Here is a 17,657-nt window from a genome sequence, read left to right as displayed (position 1 = left end):
GTAGTTTATACGTGATCTCATAAGTAGTTATACAAGAAGAAGCTGGGTGCCCTTGCAGGGGTGCTCAGCTTTTATTTGATAGGGTCACTTTATTTTTCACAGGGTCTTGATTTATTTTTAAAGAAGATGTATATTACTTGATGGATCAATAATTGATGGATCAAAGGTTGGATCGTCATGCCCAGTGACATGCTTAAGGGAGGAGAGATTACGATCACCCAGACATCACCCGAGGCTGACTATATTTTTGACGCGCTATTGCTGTTGAACAAGCAGATTAGCTCCAAGTTTGAGCGTTGTGCAGGAATCAGCGCATCCAGATTACAGCTGTTGTGCAAGTTGTATCAGGTGAAGGAGATTAGTCAAACCTTGCTGCAAAAAGAGGTTGGCATCGACGGTGCAGCCGTAACCCGCCATTTGAAGCAGCTTGAACTGGCAGCCATGGTCACACGACGCACCAAGCCGGAGGACAACAGGGTTACGCTGGTTAGCCTGTCCGATTTTGGACGTGAGCGTATTATTACCTTTAGACAGGAACGCTCGCAGTTTGTGGCCCGGCTGCTCCAAAGCTTCGACGAGGCCCAGCGACACCAATTAGCCGATATGCTGCAAGTTATGAATGGTCATATGTCCGAGATGGACTGACCCCAATTATATTACACCCATAGGGGAAATAAGGAGAGATTTGAATGAGTAATACGAACCCATCCAATATCGTTAAAACAAATGATTTTAAAGAAATCACACTGGGTCGCCGTTCTGTCAAAGTATACGATCCGTCCGTGAAAATCAGCCGCGAGGAAATGACAGAGATTCTGACTGAAGCGACACGCGCTCCATCGTCCATTAACCTACAACCTTGGCGTTTTCTTGTGATTGACAGCCCGGAAGGTAAAGCAACCTTGGCACCGCTCGCCAGCTTTAATCAACGTCAAGTCGAGACATCTTCGGCAGTTATTGCCGTGTTCGGAGATTTGGACAACTTTGAAAATTTCGAGCAAATTTTCGGAGAAGCTGTAGAATTGGGCTATATGCCAAAAGATATTAAAGAAATGCAGCAGGAGAAAGTGGCAGCCCATTTTGCAGCGCTTGATCCAGTCGTGAACAAAGAAACCGTCCTGATCGACGGTGGTCTGGTATCCATGCAGTTGATGCTGGTGGCACGTGCTCACGGTTACGATACGAATCCAATCGGTGGATATGACAAGAGCAGAATCGCTGAAGCCTTTGGTCTTGATAAAGATCGTTATGTACCTGTAATGCTCATTTCCATAGGTAAAGGAACCAATGAAGGCCATCCATCCACTCGTCTGCCGATTGACCAAATCGCACAGTGGAAATAATAGAAACGAATTAATACCTATATATAAAAAAAACAGGCGGACAAAGGAACAATCCTTTGCTTCGCCTGTTTTTGTGCTGCTGGAGTGCAATAAAACTTATTTTAATCCTATGATCATCGAGTTCTCGTATTAACTTTCCGACACATCGGCAGGGTCAACAGGGTCAGGCAGAGGGCTGTGAAGTCGCTTGGGCCATGTAATTCGGTGGGTAGTATGGCTAAGCTCCTCATAAAATAACAGGTCTTTCCTGAACAGACGTATAACCAGATGGAAAAAGAACCACGTATTGATGACCAACAATATCAGGCTGATCAGAACACTCGCCCATGGAGGGACTTGAGGCCAAAACACGGGTCCACCCAGTACGTAATTAATGCCAAAATACACCCAGTACAAGAGGCTGTAGCGCTTCATGAGCTCCCACAGGGAAATACGTTTTCCTGTCCCCGCAAGATGTATCCGCACCAGCCATTTACCCGGGGTTCGTCCATTCGTCAGGTAAGGAATCAGCACGAAGTATACTCCACTGGATACCCAGAAGGCGGCGGGTACACGGAGGTATTCCATAACACCAAGCAAACCTGCCCAGATAATGGAATCCACGAAAAAGGCTACGCCCCGTCTGGTATAGGATACCCGCTTGGTTGTGATGTCCAAATGCTTGTCCAGATGCTCCAGACGCGGGAGAAAACGCGAAAACCACTCGCCCAAAAGAAAGCCCAGCATGCCGCCCAATGTATTTGCCATCAGATCGTCCACATCGAACACACGATACGCATGGTCAAAAAATCCGTACAGTCCTGTTAGCTGCGTCACCTCAAAGAAGAGGGAAAGGCCAAAGGACAGGACCAGACACCATCCCCACCGTGCACGGAAATAATAACGTAAGAACATACCGAAAGGCGCAGTCATAAGAACGTTAAAAACGACCTGGAGAAAAGCGCGTTCCTTCAGCAAATGCAGATAGCTGGAGGGTTGGGAGGGAGAGAGGGATGTCTCCCTTATAATGTCGTGAATAAACTGTAAGGGCATTAGCTGCAATGCGCCTCCGGTTAACGCCGTATTATGACGCGATGCCGGAAGTGGCAAAATTACCAGAAAGAAAGCATTCATCAAGTATAAAAGCAACAGGTAAAGCAGCAATGCTCTCGTTTTATGGATATAACCATGCCTGCGGTACTGTACGATTAGAAAAGGCAGCGTAAACAGCAACGCGGCAAAAGGAAAGGCAAGAAAGGCGTAAGAAACAGGAAATAAATACGCTTGAATCATGAGCTGCTTACGCCTGCTTTCCCCGGAACTTCACCAAAGACCAGATAATCAGGAACGCCATGAAAGCCACGCATACGCTGATACTGATCCGATTTTGCGGATCAAGCAAGAACAGGAATGCAATCACCCACAGGCATCCGACAGTTAACGCTGTGATATAAGGAAATCCCCATATTTTGAAGCTTGGCTCTATCGGGTAAGATTTGCGCAGCTTTAACTGGGACAGGCAAATACAGCTCCAGACAAGCAAAACGACAAAGCCCGGTACTGCCATCAGAATACGGAACAGTCCGTCTTGAGCGATATAAGCGACCATCGAACCGACAATCAGGATCACGGCACACCATTTGAGACTATTCACCGGAACCCCATTCGAGGATACCCGGGCGAGTGATTTAGGACCTTCTCCGTTGACTGCTAGCGAATGCAGCATGCGTGTAGCCCCGTAAATCCCCGAATTGGCGGCAGACAGTACGGCGGTAATCAAAATGAAGTTCATGACATGGGCCGAGCCTTGAAGTCCTGCCGAAGACAGCACCTGTACGAACGGGCTGGTATTCGCATCCAGCTGATTCCAGGGAATCAAGCCGCAAATGATGAGAATCGGCAGCGTATAGAACAACACAACGCGAAAAATAAAGCTTTTAACCACCTTGGGAAGTACCTTTTCCGGATTCTCTGTTTCTGTTAACGTCAGGCCAATCAGCTCAGAGCCTCCGTAGGAAAAGGTAACCACCAGCAGCGCTGAGAAAATAGCCAGCCAGCCATTGGGGAGAAATCCGCCATGCTGTAAGTAATTGCTCAGATAAGGCGGAGTTTCAGTTGGGATAATGCCGAACAGGATACAGCCACCCAATGCAATAAAGATGATAATCATGGCAATTTTAATACCCGCAAGCCAAAATTCCAGTTCCCCGAAACCGCCGACACTCAGCATGTTGACCACAATAATGAAGGCTGCACTCGCTAAACTGAGTACCCATAGGGGAACGTCCGGTAACCAGTATTGCAGGAAGCTTCCCGCTGCGATAACCTCAATGATACAGACGGCCAGCCACATGAAGCAATACAACCAGCCGATGATAAAGGAAAGCCGTTCTCCAAAAGCTTTGCGAATAAAATCCTTCATATTCATGTTGGGATAGACGGTAGCCATCTCGGCAATCGCGCCCATGACGACCAGGAGTAGAAGTCCCGCGAAGACATAGGATAAAATAACTCCAGGCCCCGCCAAGCTGATCGTTTCGGTACTTCCTTTAAAAATGCCGGTACCGATAACTCCACCCATAGCCATAAAGGTAATATGCCTAGGGAGCAGCTTTTTGTGCAAAGTTGCTTCATTTGATTTCAATCCGAAATCCTCCTTCATCAAGTCGATCTTCAGCAAGCCCAAACAGGGTTGCTTCAATTAGATTTATACTACATGAAAATATCCAATTAGGAAATGAAAGAAATAGGATTTGGCAAGGAATTAACCATATATTATTCTACGATGACTAAAATGGGAGGGATACTGATGAGAAATGTGTAGAAGAGCAGTTTAGAGGCAGAATGATGGTGCTGACGATTGATTTGTCTGCGGTCATTCTGCCTTTTATTACTACTCTCAGCGGATATTTAAGTGATCATGCAGGGGTATCGCATTGTGGTGAAGGATTAGCTGCGCAATATTCCTTTGGCCCGCACTTGCTTAAGCCAACCAGGAAATTCGTTTAGCAGACGGTCGTACAATTCTGCGTCTGTCACGGAGTCGATGTCATCCAAGGCAAAAAAATCTGCATTATCCACTACGCGACCGCGCAGATCATCCAACTTTTGAAGGACTCCATAATCGGCATTACCGAGTCCGACGAATTGCCAGAAAATCGGAACTTTCGAGTACTTGATCAGCAACTTTGATATTTTTTTCGTTTCATACACGCCGCCATCACTGAAAAAGATAATGTAGGTTGGGATTGTTTCATTAGGTACTTCTTTTGTATATTTTAAAATGATATCCGTCATCACTTCAGGCTCATTGTTACCTATTCCTATTTTCCCATATCCAGGTTCTGGGAAAGTTCGTTTTACGTAATTCTCGTAATTCCGTTCCGTGACGCTTGGAGCGCGTTGGGCTTTGTCTGCAAAAAACCATACGTCCATTTCACCGTCATCATCCATGCAGGCGGCTACAGCCAACACACGTTCGAAGGCTTTTTGCACGGTTCCCAGTGAGTACAGCTTCCCCATGGAACCAGAAGCGTCTAATACAACCGCTACTCGTGCCTTTTCACGGTCTATCTGTTTCTTTTTCAGTGAAATTTGCACACTCTGCTTAAGTAAATTAATTTTTCCGCTACCGGGAAAGGAAGCATTCGCCTCCGCTTTGGCATTCACAGTATTCGTCGGCGCTGCTGACGGCTCCTCTTCTTCCACGGTGACGCCATGAGCCTCGGCAAGCGGTTTCAGGCCCCCGTTGAAGCCACGTCCAACTGCGCGAAGTTTGAAGCCTGACGTATGGCGGTATATTTCAGCGAATACGAGGGACGTTTCTTTGGTGGCCTCGGTAATGCTATAGGCGATATGTACCTGCCTGCCCTGAACGGTCAATGTGCAGCCAATCACATCGGCAAAAGTACCTGGACCATCCAGAGTGGCGGCAAATACACATTTATCAACTCCAGTTCCTTGCAAAGCCCTTAAGGCTACAGTGAATTCAGCAGTTTTGTCATTCGGACGCTGTAACCGTACATGGTCATGCGGATCAGCTGGTTGATTGTAAAAAATGAAATAGTCATCCGAAGCGACTTTACCATCTTGGCCTACCATAAAACAGCTAACATCCAGCTCGGCTGGCGCATGCTCCCATGTAATTGTGATCCGTACTGTATCCTCCTTACCTAAAGGTGCATTAGCTCCTGTACTTAATACCATTTTTGAACCATTCATGCTGTCTACCTCCTATGTATTTCAAAATCGTTATATTTATACAAATTGTACCATGGAAATCGTTTATTCGCCTTATTTCGAGCAGGAATTTTTGTCTCATGGTAGACATAGTAGAAGATGATATATAATGAGGTTGGTTTTGAAAAATAGGATGGTATTTATGAAGCGGAGGCTTTGACAAGTGAAGCAGGAACGGAAAAAGCGGACAGGTTCCCAAACCGGGACGGGCAAGAAGCATGAGGCTGATGAGCTGAACAAGCTGCTTTCCGCATGGCTCCATTCGTCGATCCGTGTTATGGATGTCCGACATATTCGGCTGGAGCGGGAAGAGCGGCTTCAACCGTATCGTCTTCCGGCGCAGGCTTTCGTATTTGTGTTACAGGGAAGTGTACGCTTGCCTACTAAGGATCAGGATGATATAAGACATTCATGGTACGTGCTGCATGGCAGCAAAGGCCTGGAACTGAATATGACAGCCTCGGAACGAGGGATCGAATATATTCTTGTACTATATAAAGTGGCTTCTCTATCCGGACATACGGTGTATAACCTTGCCCCTGTAGCTCATGGCTTTGTGCCGCCGTATCCGGTTATGTTGTATCAAAAGCTGCAACTGCTGGAGCAGGCATGGTATGATAAGGATACGTTGTCCAGGTTGCAGGCTCAGGGCAGGTTCTATGATTTTGCATATGAATATATGCGGCAATGGCAGGAGCAGAAGACTCGAATGCCTTCACGGGATATGGTGACACAGGCGATTCGATTTATGCAGGTACATTATGCGGAGTCCATAACGCTGGAACGATTGGCTAGATTGTTGGAATGCAGTCCAAGGCACTTGACCCGGTTATTTAAAAAACAAACAGATTGCAGTCCGATTATGTTTCTGATCCGGCTGCGAATGGACAAGGCGAAGGAGCTACTGCGGAAGACAGATGGCACTTTACAGGATATCGCTGCCAGTGTGGGGTACCCGGATGTCTATTTCTTTAGCCGGGCATTCAAAAAATATACTGGCGTATCCCCGGTTCATTACCGGGACAGCTTATATTCATCTGCTTTTGTGAGAGATATAGGTCTGGATAATCCATTAAGCCTGTCCGAATGTTCCATTGATTCGATAAGTGGCGCCCTGCATACTGGTATTGAGGATAATAATCATTATCAAAATTACGATGAAGGGATTTTACGAATGAATAGAAACGCAAGGCATTCCATGGCATTTATTTTATTGCTTAGTTTTACCCTGCTGGTCAGTGCGTGCTCGGGCACATCCAATCCTGCAGCGACGGACAGCACTGCACAAGGGAGCAACAATACATCGGCGGAACAGGCATCACAGGAGCGGGTGCTGAAGGATGTACTTGGGCATGAGGTGAAGGTTCCGGCTCAGCCTCAGCGTGTGATTGCTTCTTATCTGGAGGATCATTTGGTTGCACTGGGTGTTAAGCCTGTAGCTCAATGGTCGGTAGGTAAAAATTCGGTTCAAGGTTACCTGCAAAAAGAGCTGAAGGACGTTCCTACCATCGCCTCTGACCTTCCATTTGAAGCGGTCCTGAACTTTAAGCCGGATTTAATCATTATGGACAGTGCGAGTATGGTGGAGGGTGACAAATATAATCAATACTCTAAAATCGCTCCAACCTATGTCGTAGGCAGTAATCTGAACAACGATTGGCGGCAAGAGTTGCTGACCGTGGGTGAGGTGCTGAACAAGAGCAGTGAAGCGAAGCAGGCATTGAGCACTTATGACAAAAAAGCAGCAGAAGCTAAAGCCAAGCTGATCCAGACTGTTGGACAAAAAACCGCAGCAGCCTTGTGGGTAACGGATAAAAACGTGTATGTCGTGAACCAGCATTTATCCAGCGGTGATGTATTATATAAAGATTTGGGATTCAAGATTCCGCAAGTCGTACAGGAGATTTCCAAAACAGCCAAGGCGAATTGGAGCAACTTATCCCTGGAGAAACTGGCGAAGCTGGATGCGGATTATATTTTTATCGTGAACAGCAAAGGTGTAAGCAAGGACGAAATCATTAAAGATCCGGTCTGGGAAGGGATTTCGGCCGTAAAAGCAGGACATGTATACGATTTTGGGAAAGATTCCAGCTGGTTGTATACGGGGACCATCGCAAATGGACAAATGATTGATGATGTCCTGAAAAGTGTAACTCAATAATATGGATTGCAAACAAACAGCGCTACTCCACTTAACGGCAGATGCCGCAGAAGGGGAGCGCTGTTTGTTTTGTCTTTTTAACTTCGCATGTATTCTTGCCTTGCTGCCCGGTTTTATAATAAAAGATGCCTGCATATGGCAGACATCTGATTTTTCATTCTAAATTAGGCTTTTGGAGATACCAGGATTTTAACCTGATTTTTTTCTTTCAGCAGACCTTCAAAACCTTGCTCAATCACTTCTTCGAGCTTAATACGTTTGGTAACGAGCTTGTCAGCAGGGAAATATCCTTTTTCCATCAAGCTGATTACAGCCGGGAATACATCTCGGTAGCCGATAATGCCGGTCAGATTGCGTTCCTTCATGACAATATTGTTCGGTTTGATCGGAGCTTCTTTTTCAAAAATGCTGACGATCATGATTTGTCCGCTGATTTTAGTGGATTCAATAGCTTGAGCCAGCACAGGAGGTACTCCAGTGACTTCATAGGCTACATCTACGCCGCCGTTAGTCCGTTTGTGCAGCTCTTGCACAACATCATATGTTTTAGGATCAATCACGATAGCACCCAGCTCTTCAGCTTTAGCTTTACGTTCCTCGGAAAGCTCTACTGCATAAATCTCAGATGCTCCGGAAGCTTTCAAAGCTTCAATAACCAGCAATCCGATAGGACCAGCGCCAAATACTACGGCTTTGTCGCCGACTTTCAGCTGGCTTTGACGAACAGCGTACAAAGCAACGGCCGAAGGCTCTACCAAAGCGCCTTGCTCGAAAGACACACTTTCCGGAATTTTGTGTACCATATGCTCATCAGCTGCGACATATTCAGAAAATCCACCGCCGCCGCCTGCCAGACCGAGGAAGCCCAATTGATCGCAAAGGTTATAGCTGCCTTGTTTACATGCAGCACATTCTCCACACGCAAAAATCGGTTCTACGACAACACGGTCGCCAACCTGAATCTTGGTTACACCTTCACCGATTTCGACTACTTGTCCAGAGAATTCATGTCCCATTACGATAGGCGCTTTTTCTCCAGTCAAAGGATGAGTAGCATCTTGGGGAATGAAAATAGGTCCTGCTACATATTCATGAAGATCACTTCCGCAAATGCCGCACCATTCTACTTTGATTTTTACTTTTCCTGCCAGAGCAGCGGGCTGCTCAATGTTTTCCAAACGTAAATCTTTTACTCCATGCCATCTCAATGCTTGCATGTCTGTCATCTCCTTGACGAATATATGATCCTTAATTGCTATAAAAGCGAATGAATTAGGAAACGTTTCCGAAAAATAATATGTCACAATTTTTACACATTGTCAAACCAAATTCATACAAAAAGCACTTGATTTTTGTGCGAATATAATCACTTGTTACTACAGTGCTATATTTGGCTTATCGCTTTGAATAAAGAGATTTTATATTTTTTTTTAGTGAAGCGGCGATGAGGAGAAAACTACTTCAATTTTTAGATACTCATTCTATGGTATAATATCAATATAGAGACTTTATTTTTGAAAGTCAGAAAACGATTCCGACCGTGAAAGGATTTTGGGTGTGCCAGATCAAAAAAAAGTAACCATAGAGGATGTAGCCAAGCGAGCAGGGGTCGGTATTGCGACTGTCTCCAGGGCTATTAACGATAGTGAGGGCATCAGCCCGAGAACGAAAGCATTGATTTTGCAAGTGATTGAAGAAATGGGCTTTACGCCCAACACCTCGGCTCAGAGCCTGAAGGTGCGTCAGACATTCCAAATTGCGCTGGCTGTGCCGGATATTCGTAATGCGATTATTCCCGAGATCGCTTGGTCTGTGGAGCAGGCCGCGAAGCAGCATGGTTACCGTGTCGTGCAAATTAATACCGCCGGGAACGCGAGAATGGAGCTTGAAACGGTACGTGAGGTCAAGAAGCTGCATGTGGACGGGCTAATTATTATGCCGCTGGCGTATCCCAAAATGCTGGTCGATCTGATCAACAAAGCCAGCGTTCCGGTGTCCATTATTAACTATGGTAAAAAGCTGGGCGAAGACGTCAAAGCCGATATCGTCAGCTTGGCCCGACAAGAGGGGCGGCTTGTGATGGAGCATTTGCTTAAAATCGGGAGAACGAGAATTGCCTACGCAGGCGCTGCGAAGGATAAAATCGAGGATAGATACTTCGCTTATGAGCAGTCTCTCCAGCATGTGGACCCTTCCCTTGTTTATTTTGGCGATGATTTCTCTTTTGAAACAGGGCTGCGTGCAGCCGATTATTTTTACAGCTTGAAACACATGCCGGATGCCATTTATGCGGTTAACGATATGGTAGCGATAGGAATTGTGAATCGATTTAAGGCTTTGGGTGTAAAGGTGCCGGAAGAAGTTGCTGTGGTCGGCATTGATAACAATTTATGGGCTACGGTAACGACGCCGCAGATCAGCTCTGTTTCCATTATGGGAGAAGAGGTGGCACGATTGGCAGCGGAGCTGCTGCTCAAGCGGATTCAGGAACAGACACCGGGCGATTACGAGCGTGTGCAATTCGAGCCTCGTCTGATCGTCAGGGAATCGAGTGTGTCTGTGATTCGCAAGCCTACGGTTGGACGTGACTGAGCAAAGGGAATTTTATTTTTTTCTGAAAACGGGAGGTTTGGCCATGTCACGAAGTATTGTGTCCGTTTCTGTAGCTTGTACTGTACTGCTGCTGGACGCAACCGCAATTGTGCTAGCATGGGCCTTTCTAGGTGACTTATCCTCCATCCCTTGTGAATGGGGGATTATTTTATGGTGTAATCAGAAAGATCGTATTTACGGCAGCGGAGTGTGAAAAAAGTAGGTTTTAAAAATAAGTGGTTTACTTTTATAAACGTTTATGATAATTTTATTTCGACAAACATCGAAATAAAGACTGGAAGCAGAAGGGGACTGAACAGGGTGAGAGATGCTACAGACATGCAGCAAGCTGTAAAAATATATAAAGCGCTTGGAGAACCGACTCGCCTCAAAATAGCATTTTTGCTGAAAGAGGAAAGTGACCAGTGCTGCTCTGTTCTGGGTGAGAAGCTGAACAGTGTTGCAATTTCAACGCTATCGCATCACCTGAAGCAAATGGCAGAATCCGGACTGCTGACGTTCCGTAAAGAGGGGACCTTTATTTATTACAGCCTGGATGCTGAAATAGCGAATAAATATGCCCCATACCTGATGACATAATTTTTTTAGTCTTAATTTCGATATTTGTAAAAATATAAAAATATAATAAGAAAGAGGTGTTATATAAAATGCAGAGCACGTGGAAAGTATACATTTTGGCAATAATCAGTTTTTTGGTAGGCACATCTGAATATATTATCTCAGGAATTCTGGACCAAATTGCAACTACAATGGGAATTACGGTGGCTGCCGCAGGTCAGTTAATTACAGTGTTCTCCCTTGCCTACGCGATTGGCACGCCGATTCTGATGGCAGTCACTGCTAAAATGGACAGACGTAAACTGCTCCTGTATTCCCTCGGATTGTTCGTAGTTGCCAATCTGCTCTCCTTTGTTTTGCCGGGTTTTGGCATGTTTATTGCCGCACGTATTCTCATGGCACTCGGGGCCGGGATGGTCGTGGTTACAGCACTGAGTATTGCAGCGAAAATGGCTCCAGCCGGGAAGCAGGCCAACTCCATTGCTACGGTCACCATGGGTTTTACAGCCTCGCTAATTATCGGTATTCCGCTTGGCAGAATGATATCTTCGGCATATGGATGGAAAACCGTATTTGTCGGCATCGCTTTGGCAGGGATTATCGCCCTGATTGTTATCGCTATGACGATTCCCCGTATAAAAGGTGATAAACCCGTTCCCTTACTGCAACAGTTTGCTCTTCTAAAAAAGCCCGAAGTCGCTTTGGGATTAGGCATTACCTTCTTTTGGCTTGGGGGTTATTCCCTCGCGTATACCTATATCTCACCATACTTGCTGGATGTATCAGGTGTAGGAGAGGATATGCTGAGCATCGTATTACTCGCCTTCGGGATTGCCAGTCTGATCGGGTCGAAAATCGGTGGATACAGTGCAGATAAAAAGGGCATTCCCTTTACGTTATTCGGAGGCATGGTGCTGCATATGATTTCGTTACTCTTACTTCCTTTTGCAGCTCACTCCCTGATCGCAGTATTCGCTTTACTGATCCTATGGTCGTTCGCAGCCTGGACATCGGGGCCGACTCAACAATATAATCTGGTCACTCTTGTACCAGAGTCTTCTGGCGTGATGCTGAGTCTTAATCAGTCTACGATGCAGCTTGCAATGGCAGCTGGAGCCGGAATTGGTGGCGTGGTTGTAGGTCAGGTTTCGCTGGCTTCTATCACCTGGTTTGGAGCAGCAGGGGTCGCTATCGCCATTGTGGCTACGTATTTGCTTTCGCGGAGATCCTCAGTTCAAACGCAAGTGAGTGTTACGGAATAAGGTTTATTGGTAAGTAGAAAAGAGGGGACCCGGCCATGGAGGTGGTTTGGAGGCGATCTTAAACTTAGCAGCAATATCTCCTCTATATAAGCCGAACTGGAAAGTTACTATGGTGCCACTGCGCAGTCGGATGGTGCTTCCCATCGCAACCGCTTCGCTTGTACAGCACCATTCCGCCTACTTCGTTTTGATGTGAATTTTTCAAGTTAGGCTTATATAGTCGGACTATTACTCAAATTGAATGTTGGTAATTTTACCACCCTCGATAAATCCTTATAAACTTGATTGGATGAAGGCTGCAAACAGTTAGTGAGAAAGCTTGTTGAATCTATCAGGATTTGAACTTCTGCGCTATACGCTTCTTATTCTTTTGACGCCAAATCCATCTTTCGATAAAGTTTTTTTCTTTTCTTTCCTGAAGTGTTTCCTTCATTCCCTTGATGAGAAATTCGGATCTCCGCTTGTCATTTCTGCTAATTTCACGCAGTTCCTCAATAAATCTAGTGTCCATGTCCGCATCTCCGTTAGTTCAGGATTATACAATGTGCTAAGCTAGATTATACAGAACGTATGTTCCTTTTTCAAGTCTGTCACGTGTTTATGAAATCATAGAATGATTTTGTGAAATGGTAATCCCAGGCCCAAACCAATTCTTCCAGTGGACATAAGCTAGAATTGAAAAGGAGGGATTACAACATGATCTGCAAAGCATTTGTATCTCAAACGTATCCGCGTCTTACTGTCTTTGGTGAAGAAAATTTTCGGGGGGCCAGCAGAGTATATACGGGAAATTCAGGTATTCGTGATACGGAAACCGTTCTCGATGGCATAGAGAGCCTGCGTTTCTTTTCTACAAGCAGCGATGCTACACTGGTACTCTTTACCCGCACGCGCTTTAAAGGTAATTTTCAAGTCTTTAGAGGCAATCGCCGCTTCGCCGACCTGGATGATCTGATTCGTGGAAATGATGTAGAATCTCTTATCTCTACCAATCAACGTTTGACGTTGCAGCAAATCCGTAATATCCGCAGTACCGGGAAACTTCCATCCGGCTATCGTTTGATCTAACGACCTCCCTTTCGACTTAAGGAACATTTTACAAGACTGTTTCAGGAGCTTGCAAGTTTCGGGCTTCCAGGGCAGTCTTTTCCGCTCTGAGCCAGCATCCTTTGAGCAATTAGCATAAGATGCTTCGCAACCTCCGAAGACAGAATGCCGAAAATATTTTCAATTTGCTTAATGGATTCGGAGCAAATAAGATTCCCACAGACCATAAGCGCAAGAATGAGGACGAAACAAATACAGCCTCTTGATAAAATGAGTTACATCACATATCAGGAGGCTATATTTATGAATAAAATACAGCAATTTAAAGCACTTCATACATCAGAGGAACTTTTGTTTTTGGGGAATGCGTGGGACTTGTTATCTGCCGTGGCTTTGGAGAAGGCAGGCTTTCAGGCGATTGGCACGACGAGCTGGGGGATTGCAAATACGCTTGGATTGTCCGACGGTGAGCTTATTGATTTTGACCAGCATATAAGGATTATTCAGACGATTGCAGATCATGTCCAGATTCCGGTGTCGGCAGATATTGAGGCAGGGTATGGGGAGGACACAGCAACGATTGTCGAGCATGTTTTAAGGACAGCAGATGTGGGAGTCGCAGGGATTAATATTGAAGATTCATTAAAACAGCAAAAGGGACTTCGAGAAGTGGTTCTGCATAGTAACCTTCTGTCCAAGATTAGAGCAGCACTGGATGCTCATGGATTTAACGATTTTTTTATAAATGCAAGAACGGATACATATTTGCAAAAGGATACCCCGCTTTTGGAAACGATCGAACGAGCAAATGCGTATGTGGAGAGTGGAGTCAGCGGAATTTTTGTTCCGGGTTTGAGGGTTGACGATGAGATCAGGGAAGTGGTATATCAGGTACGTGCTCCGCTTAATATTTTATCCTTGCCGGGTCTGACGAATGTCAGTAAGCTTCAGCAATTGGGAGTGAAACGGTTTAGCTTTGGCAATGCCTTTTCGGATCATATCATGGTTGCTTTGCAAAAGAACGCCGAGCAGTTAATAGAGCTACAAGATACTTCGCATTTATATGGGGGATGATGAACTTTAGAAAGGAAAGGACAGGATATTCGCTCATGGCTGAAATCAATCTTTCTTTTGAAGAAATGTGGGAGAAAATTATGGCGTGTGATCGTAAATATGACGGGTTGTTTTTTACCGCGGTGAAAACAACCCGAATATACTGCCGACCTTCCTGTCGATCCAAAAAGCCGAAAAAAGTAAATGTTGAGTTTTATGATGACATCGACACTGTGGAAAAGGCGGGGTTTCGTGCCTGTAAAAGATGTCAGCCTCATATTGATCATTCACCGTATATCAGGCTTGTCCAGACTGTGGTTACCTTTCTGGTCAATCACTATAAGGAAAGATTGGTATTGCAGAATATTGTGGATTATGCTGGAGCAAGTCCCTTTTATCTGGATCGAATCTTTAAACAGGAAACCTCAGAAACCCCGCGTACCTATCTGGAAAAAATAAGAGTGGATAAAGCAGCATATCTGCTTAAAAGCACGGATTGTACCAATCTTGAGATTTGCTATGAGACGGGCTTTCAAAGTCCTTCGAATTTTTATAAGGCATTTCGCTGTTTGAAGCAGTGTTCCCCTAGTGAATACAGGAAGCTGAACAGGTGAATAGATGCTGTAGATCTATACACACAGGAGGTTGTTATCCTTTTATGAGCAGGCTATATTTATTGAATTATGCATCCCCGATTGGAGAGATAGAAATATGGGGCACAGATGAGGCCGTCCATTCTATCATGTTCTCTGATCGGGATACATCAACTACCACGATGCTGGACGAGACTTCACACCCCGTTTTAGAGGCGTGCGCTAGTCAGCTTGACGAGTATTTTAAAGGTACGCGCTATGAGTTTACGTTTCCTTATGCTTTTGAGGGCACAGATTTTCAGAAAAATGTATGGGATGCTTTGGTGAAAGTAGGCTACGGTGAAACAGCGGCCTATAAAGACATTGCCTTTTCGATTGGAAATGAAAAAGCCATTAGAGCTGTAGGCAGCGCCAATGGGAAAAACAAGCTGAGTATCGTGATTCCATGCCACCGAATTATTGGTTCCAACCAGAAATTAACGGGTTATGCGGGGGGCTTATGGAGAAAGGAATGGCTACTCAGGCATGAGAATCAATTCAAGGAGCTAAATATGAATATGGAACAACAGTGAAAAAAGTAAGGTTCCATATCCATAATTGTCATCAGATGGAATGAACTTCATCTAACCCTATGCTATGATTTACCAAAAAGAAAGATTCAAAAAGGGGAAATAAGGATGAAGTTCAGAAGGACTATATTTTTATTTATGTTTTCAACGATGCTCATGGGTTTGTTTGCTGTAGGAACAGAAAGAGCACATGCAGACAATTCTATGGTACTAAGAGATGGAAACAAGCTTATACTTATACTTGATGATGGTAACGGGATCAACAAAGAGTTTAAATTTAATATGGACTATAGTATTAAGCAAGGTACTCCAATTCGTTTGTACAGCAATCTTACTGAAATTTTCCCCGGAGATTTTTCGGTTGATTATGCTAATTCTACGATAACAATTTCGGATACTCACGCAGCACCTTATCCAGGATCAAAGAATTATATTGAGTTTCCGATTGAACCAGACATGGAATGGTCTGCCGGAAAAATGTGGGGTGTAGCTCTTCCTAATGGAGATGGTCTGAGTCGTACTTTTAAAATAAAGACCCGCAACGTGATTAAAGAGGGCACCAAGACTCATTTAATTATTGACAATACGCACATTTCTCCCTCTAATTTCACAGTTGATTACGTGAACAAAACACTAACGATTGAAAATAAAGCACCAGCACCTCCTTTTGGAGCGAAAATTGAATTTTACTACAATAAATTGGACACCATCGACACAGAGCCATCCGATAAATTCTCAATAATATCATTTTTCCGTGATCCAAGAATCATTCAGCTTGAAGCGGAATCCAAAATGGCTCCAACGGTCAGTGAACCAGTGGCTGCTCCATCTGTTGATGAGCCGAAAGTAACGCAGCCCGTTATCGAGTCTAAAGAGGATCAAGCTGTAGATGAATCGCCCGAGATTCCTTTGTCTATACCGTCTGGAGAACACTTTCCGGGTACGTTTACGATCAATTCTTCGGGTACTTCGTTTACGATTCGTTTGAAGATGAAAAATATTCAGCCCACGTACACTTCCTACGTTATGGTGAAAAATTCGGAAGAACAATTGGTTAAACGCATCCAGTTCGATCCGGCAACAACGTTTAGCTACCCTTTGAGTAACCTGAACTTGTCTACGGGCGGGTACTACTTTTATATTAAAATGATGGATCAGTCGGGCAATTCGGCAGCGTCTGTCCCCCAGTTTATTCCCGTAAATAATTACAAAGCTCAGGTTTTGGTGTTTATTGATGGGAAACTGCAACAATATGAGCAGCCTGCGACTTCGATTAGCGGAAGCATGCTGGTGCCGTTTCGTGCTGTTTTTGAGGCGCTTGGAGCGAAGGTGAAATGGGATGGTGCTACGAAGACCGTTACCGCGACCAAAGGGAATACAACGATTAAGTTAACCGTAGGCTCCAGAGATGCCTATATCAATGGTAAGTTAGTGCGTCTCAATGCGGCGCCGAGATTAATTAACGGCAAAGTGATGGTTCCTATTCGATTTGTAAGTGAGGCTCTGGGAGCCAAGGTGAAATGGAATATTGCCGCTCAGAGTGTTGTGATCTTTCTTGCCCCGCAACAGATTTTAACAACAAATGAAAGTGAACAATTAATGGATGAAGACGAGGGCAACACTGAGCCACAATCGAAGCCTACCATACTGAACAATATATCCAGTACCATCACCAAATCTTCTAATATCGTTTTCGTTATTGATGTTACGAGTAGTATGACAGGAACGCTGGATTATGTAAGACAGAAGGTTAAGGGCTTTGTTGATTCGGTTCCATCAGGCTCCCAATTTGCCGTCGTTGCGTTTCGGGACATTAATTTAACAGCAGATAAAGATTTGGAGTATTTTGATTTTACAGCGGATAAGAGCAAGCTAAAAGGGAATTTGAATACGTTACGTCCTTCTGCTGGCGGGGATCTGAAAGAATCCGGGCTGGAGGCCATCCAGCTGGCTGTAAGTAAATTTTCCAAAAGCTCTAATTCCAAAACCATCATATTCATTACAGATGCACCCGTACATGATAAAAATACAGCGCTGGGTAAAGCCCGTTTTTCAGTGGATGAAATAAACGAGCAATTACAGAAAAATGGCGTTACTTTTAATGCGATAGTTCCTGCAAGCGGACTGGCCAATAAACAAATGAAAAAGCTCGTAGATAGCAACCAAGGAGCCTTGTATGATATTAAGGATGCCAAGCTAAATCTGGCGAAGTAAATAGTACAGTTGAAAGGCGCTTCCGA

Annotated in this window: 17 protein-coding genes; 12 read left to right on the top strand and 5 right to left on the bottom strand. The window is 44.8% G+C overall.

Annotated features, from left to right (window positions below; translation table 11 throughout):
• Positions 1–189: 189 nt before the first annotated feature.
• Together ABIA61_RS09620 and ABIA61_RS09615 are read left to right on the top strand one after the other, a co-directional pair.
• On the top strand, positions 190–645 hold the full coding sequence (locus tag ABIA61_RS09620; protein WP_283656306.1) for a MarR family winged helix-turn-helix transcriptional regulator: 456 nt from the start codon (positions 190–192) through the stop codon (positions 643–645).
• 44 nt (positions 646–689) lie between these two features.
• Positions 690–1,343 (top strand): nitroreductase family protein, encoded by a 654-nt coding sequence (locus ABIA61_RS09615; protein WP_283652754.1) that lies wholly within the window; start codon positions 690–692, stop codon positions 1,341–1,343.
• 129 nt (positions 1,344–1,472) lie between these two features.
• Here ABIA61_RS09615 and ABIA61_RS09610 read toward each other — a convergent pair whose 3' ends face one another.
• The 3 genes from ABIA61_RS09610 to ABIA61_RS09600 form a co-directional block, all read right to left on the bottom strand.
• The gene (locus ABIA61_RS09610) at positions 1,473–2,615 is read right to left on the bottom strand and encodes a VanZ family protein (protein ID WP_283652753.1); all 1,143 of its coding nucleotides are present in this window, start codon (positions 2,613–2,615) and stop codon (positions 1,473–1,475) included.
• A gap of 7 nt (positions 2,616–2,622) precedes the next feature.
• Positions 2,623–3,966, bottom strand: a complete 1,344-nt coding sequence (locus ABIA61_RS09605) for an amino acid permease (protein ID WP_283652752.1) — start codon at positions 3,964–3,966, stop codon at positions 2,623–2,625.
• Positions 3,967–4,271: 305 nt separating this feature from the next.
• Positions 4,272–5,543 (bottom strand): VWA domain-containing protein, encoded by a 1,272-nt coding sequence (locus ABIA61_RS09600; protein WP_283652751.1) that lies wholly within the window; start codon positions 5,541–5,543, stop codon positions 4,272–4,274.
• Between the two features lie 181 nt (positions 5,544–5,724).
• Between ABIA61_RS09600 and ABIA61_RS09595 the strand changes: the two genes are divergently transcribed.
• On the top strand, positions 5,725–7,722 hold the full coding sequence (locus ABIA61_RS09595; protein ID WP_404521149.1) for an ABC transporter substrate-binding protein: 1,998 nt from the start codon (positions 5,725–5,727) through the stop codon (positions 7,720–7,722).
• 164 nt (positions 7,723–7,886) lie between these two features.
• Here ABIA61_RS09595 and ABIA61_RS09590 read toward each other — a convergent pair whose 3' ends face one another.
• On the bottom strand, positions 7,887–8,939 hold the full coding sequence (locus tag ABIA61_RS09590; RefSeq protein WP_283652749.1) for a 2,3-butanediol dehydrogenase: 1,053 nt from the start codon (positions 8,937–8,939) through the stop codon (positions 7,887–7,889).
• 340 nt (positions 8,940–9,279) lie between these two features.
• Here ABIA61_RS09590 and ABIA61_RS09585 point away from each other — a divergent pair, with 340 nt between their 5' ends.
• From ABIA61_RS09585 to ABIA61_RS09570, 4 genes are all read left to right on the top strand, one after another.
• The gene (locus ABIA61_RS09585) at positions 9,280–10,314 is read left to right on the top strand and encodes a LacI family DNA-binding transcriptional regulator (RefSeq protein WP_404580639.1); all 1,035 of its coding nucleotides are present in this window, start codon (positions 9,280–9,282) and stop codon (positions 10,312–10,314) included.
• A 43-nt stretch (positions 10,315–10,357) separates the two neighbouring features.
• Positions 10,358–10,528, top strand: a complete 171-nt coding sequence (locus ABIA61_RS09580; protein ID WP_404580638.1) for a hypothetical protein — start codon at positions 10,358–10,360, stop codon at positions 10,526–10,528.
• A 125-nt stretch (positions 10,529–10,653) separates the two neighbouring features.
• A complete protein-coding gene (locus tag ABIA61_RS09575) occupies positions 10,654–10,914 on the top strand; it encodes an ArsR/SmtB family transcription factor (protein WP_404580654.1) in 261 nt (86 codons plus the stop codon).
• Positions 10,915–10,982: 68 nt separating this feature from the next.
• The gene (locus ABIA61_RS09570; RefSeq protein ID WP_404580637.1) at positions 10,983–12,155 is read left to right on the top strand and encodes an MFS transporter; all 1,173 of its coding nucleotides are present in this window, start codon (positions 10,983–10,985) and stop codon (positions 12,153–12,155) included.
• A 331-nt stretch (positions 12,156–12,486) separates the two neighbouring features.
• Here the strand turns inward: ABIA61_RS09570 and ABIA61_RS09565 are convergent, their stop codons facing one another.
• Positions 12,487–12,666, bottom strand: coding sequence for a hypothetical protein (locus tag ABIA61_RS09565; protein ID WP_283652745.1), 180 nt, complete (start codon positions 12,664–12,666; stop codon positions 12,487–12,489).
• 185 nt (positions 12,667–12,851) lie between these two features.
• Between ABIA61_RS09565 and ABIA61_RS09560 the strand changes: the two genes are divergently transcribed.
• The 5 genes from ABIA61_RS09560 to ABIA61_RS09540 all read left to right on the top strand — a co-directional run bounded on the left by ABIA61_RS09560 (position 12,852) and on the right by ABIA61_RS09540 (position 17,631).
• Complete coding sequence (locus ABIA61_RS09560) at positions 12,852–13,223, top strand: hypothetical protein (RefSeq protein WP_283652744.1); 372 nt, start codon at positions 12,852–12,854, stop codon at positions 13,221–13,223.
• A gap of 282 nt (positions 13,224–13,505) precedes the next feature.
• Positions 13,506–14,276 carry an isocitrate lyase/PEP mutase family protein gene (locus tag ABIA61_RS09555; RefSeq protein ID WP_283652743.1) on the top strand — a complete coding sequence of 257 codons (771 nt, stop codon included), beginning with the start codon at positions 13,506–13,508 and terminating at the stop codon, positions 14,274–14,276.
• Positions 14,277–14,311: 35 nt separating this feature from the next.
• The gene (locus ABIA61_RS09550) at positions 14,312–14,869 is read left to right on the top strand and encodes a bifunctional transcriptional activator/DNA repair enzyme AdaA (RefSeq protein WP_404580636.1); all 558 of its coding nucleotides are present in this window, start codon (positions 14,312–14,314) and stop codon (positions 14,867–14,869) included.
• A 44-nt stretch (positions 14,870–14,913) separates the two neighbouring features.
• Complete coding sequence (locus ABIA61_RS09545; protein WP_283652741.1) at positions 14,914–15,420, top strand: methylated-DNA--[protein]-cysteine S-methyltransferase; 507 nt, start codon at positions 14,914–14,916, stop codon at positions 15,418–15,420.
• 105 nt (positions 15,421–15,525) lie between these two features.
• Positions 15,526–17,631 carry a stalk domain-containing protein gene (locus ABIA61_RS09540; protein WP_404580635.1) on the top strand — a complete coding sequence of 702 codons (2,106 nt, stop codon included), beginning with the start codon at positions 15,526–15,528 and terminating at the stop codon, positions 17,629–17,631.
• Positions 17,632–17,657 lie beyond the last annotated feature (26 nt).

Source organism: Paenibacillus sp. RC21 (assembly GCF_044907935.1).
Classification (GTDB): domain Bacteria; phylum Bacillota; class Bacilli; order Paenibacillales; family Paenibacillaceae; genus Paenibacillus; species Paenibacillus terrae_A.
This window is presented reverse-complemented; position numbering and strand designations above follow the sequence as displayed.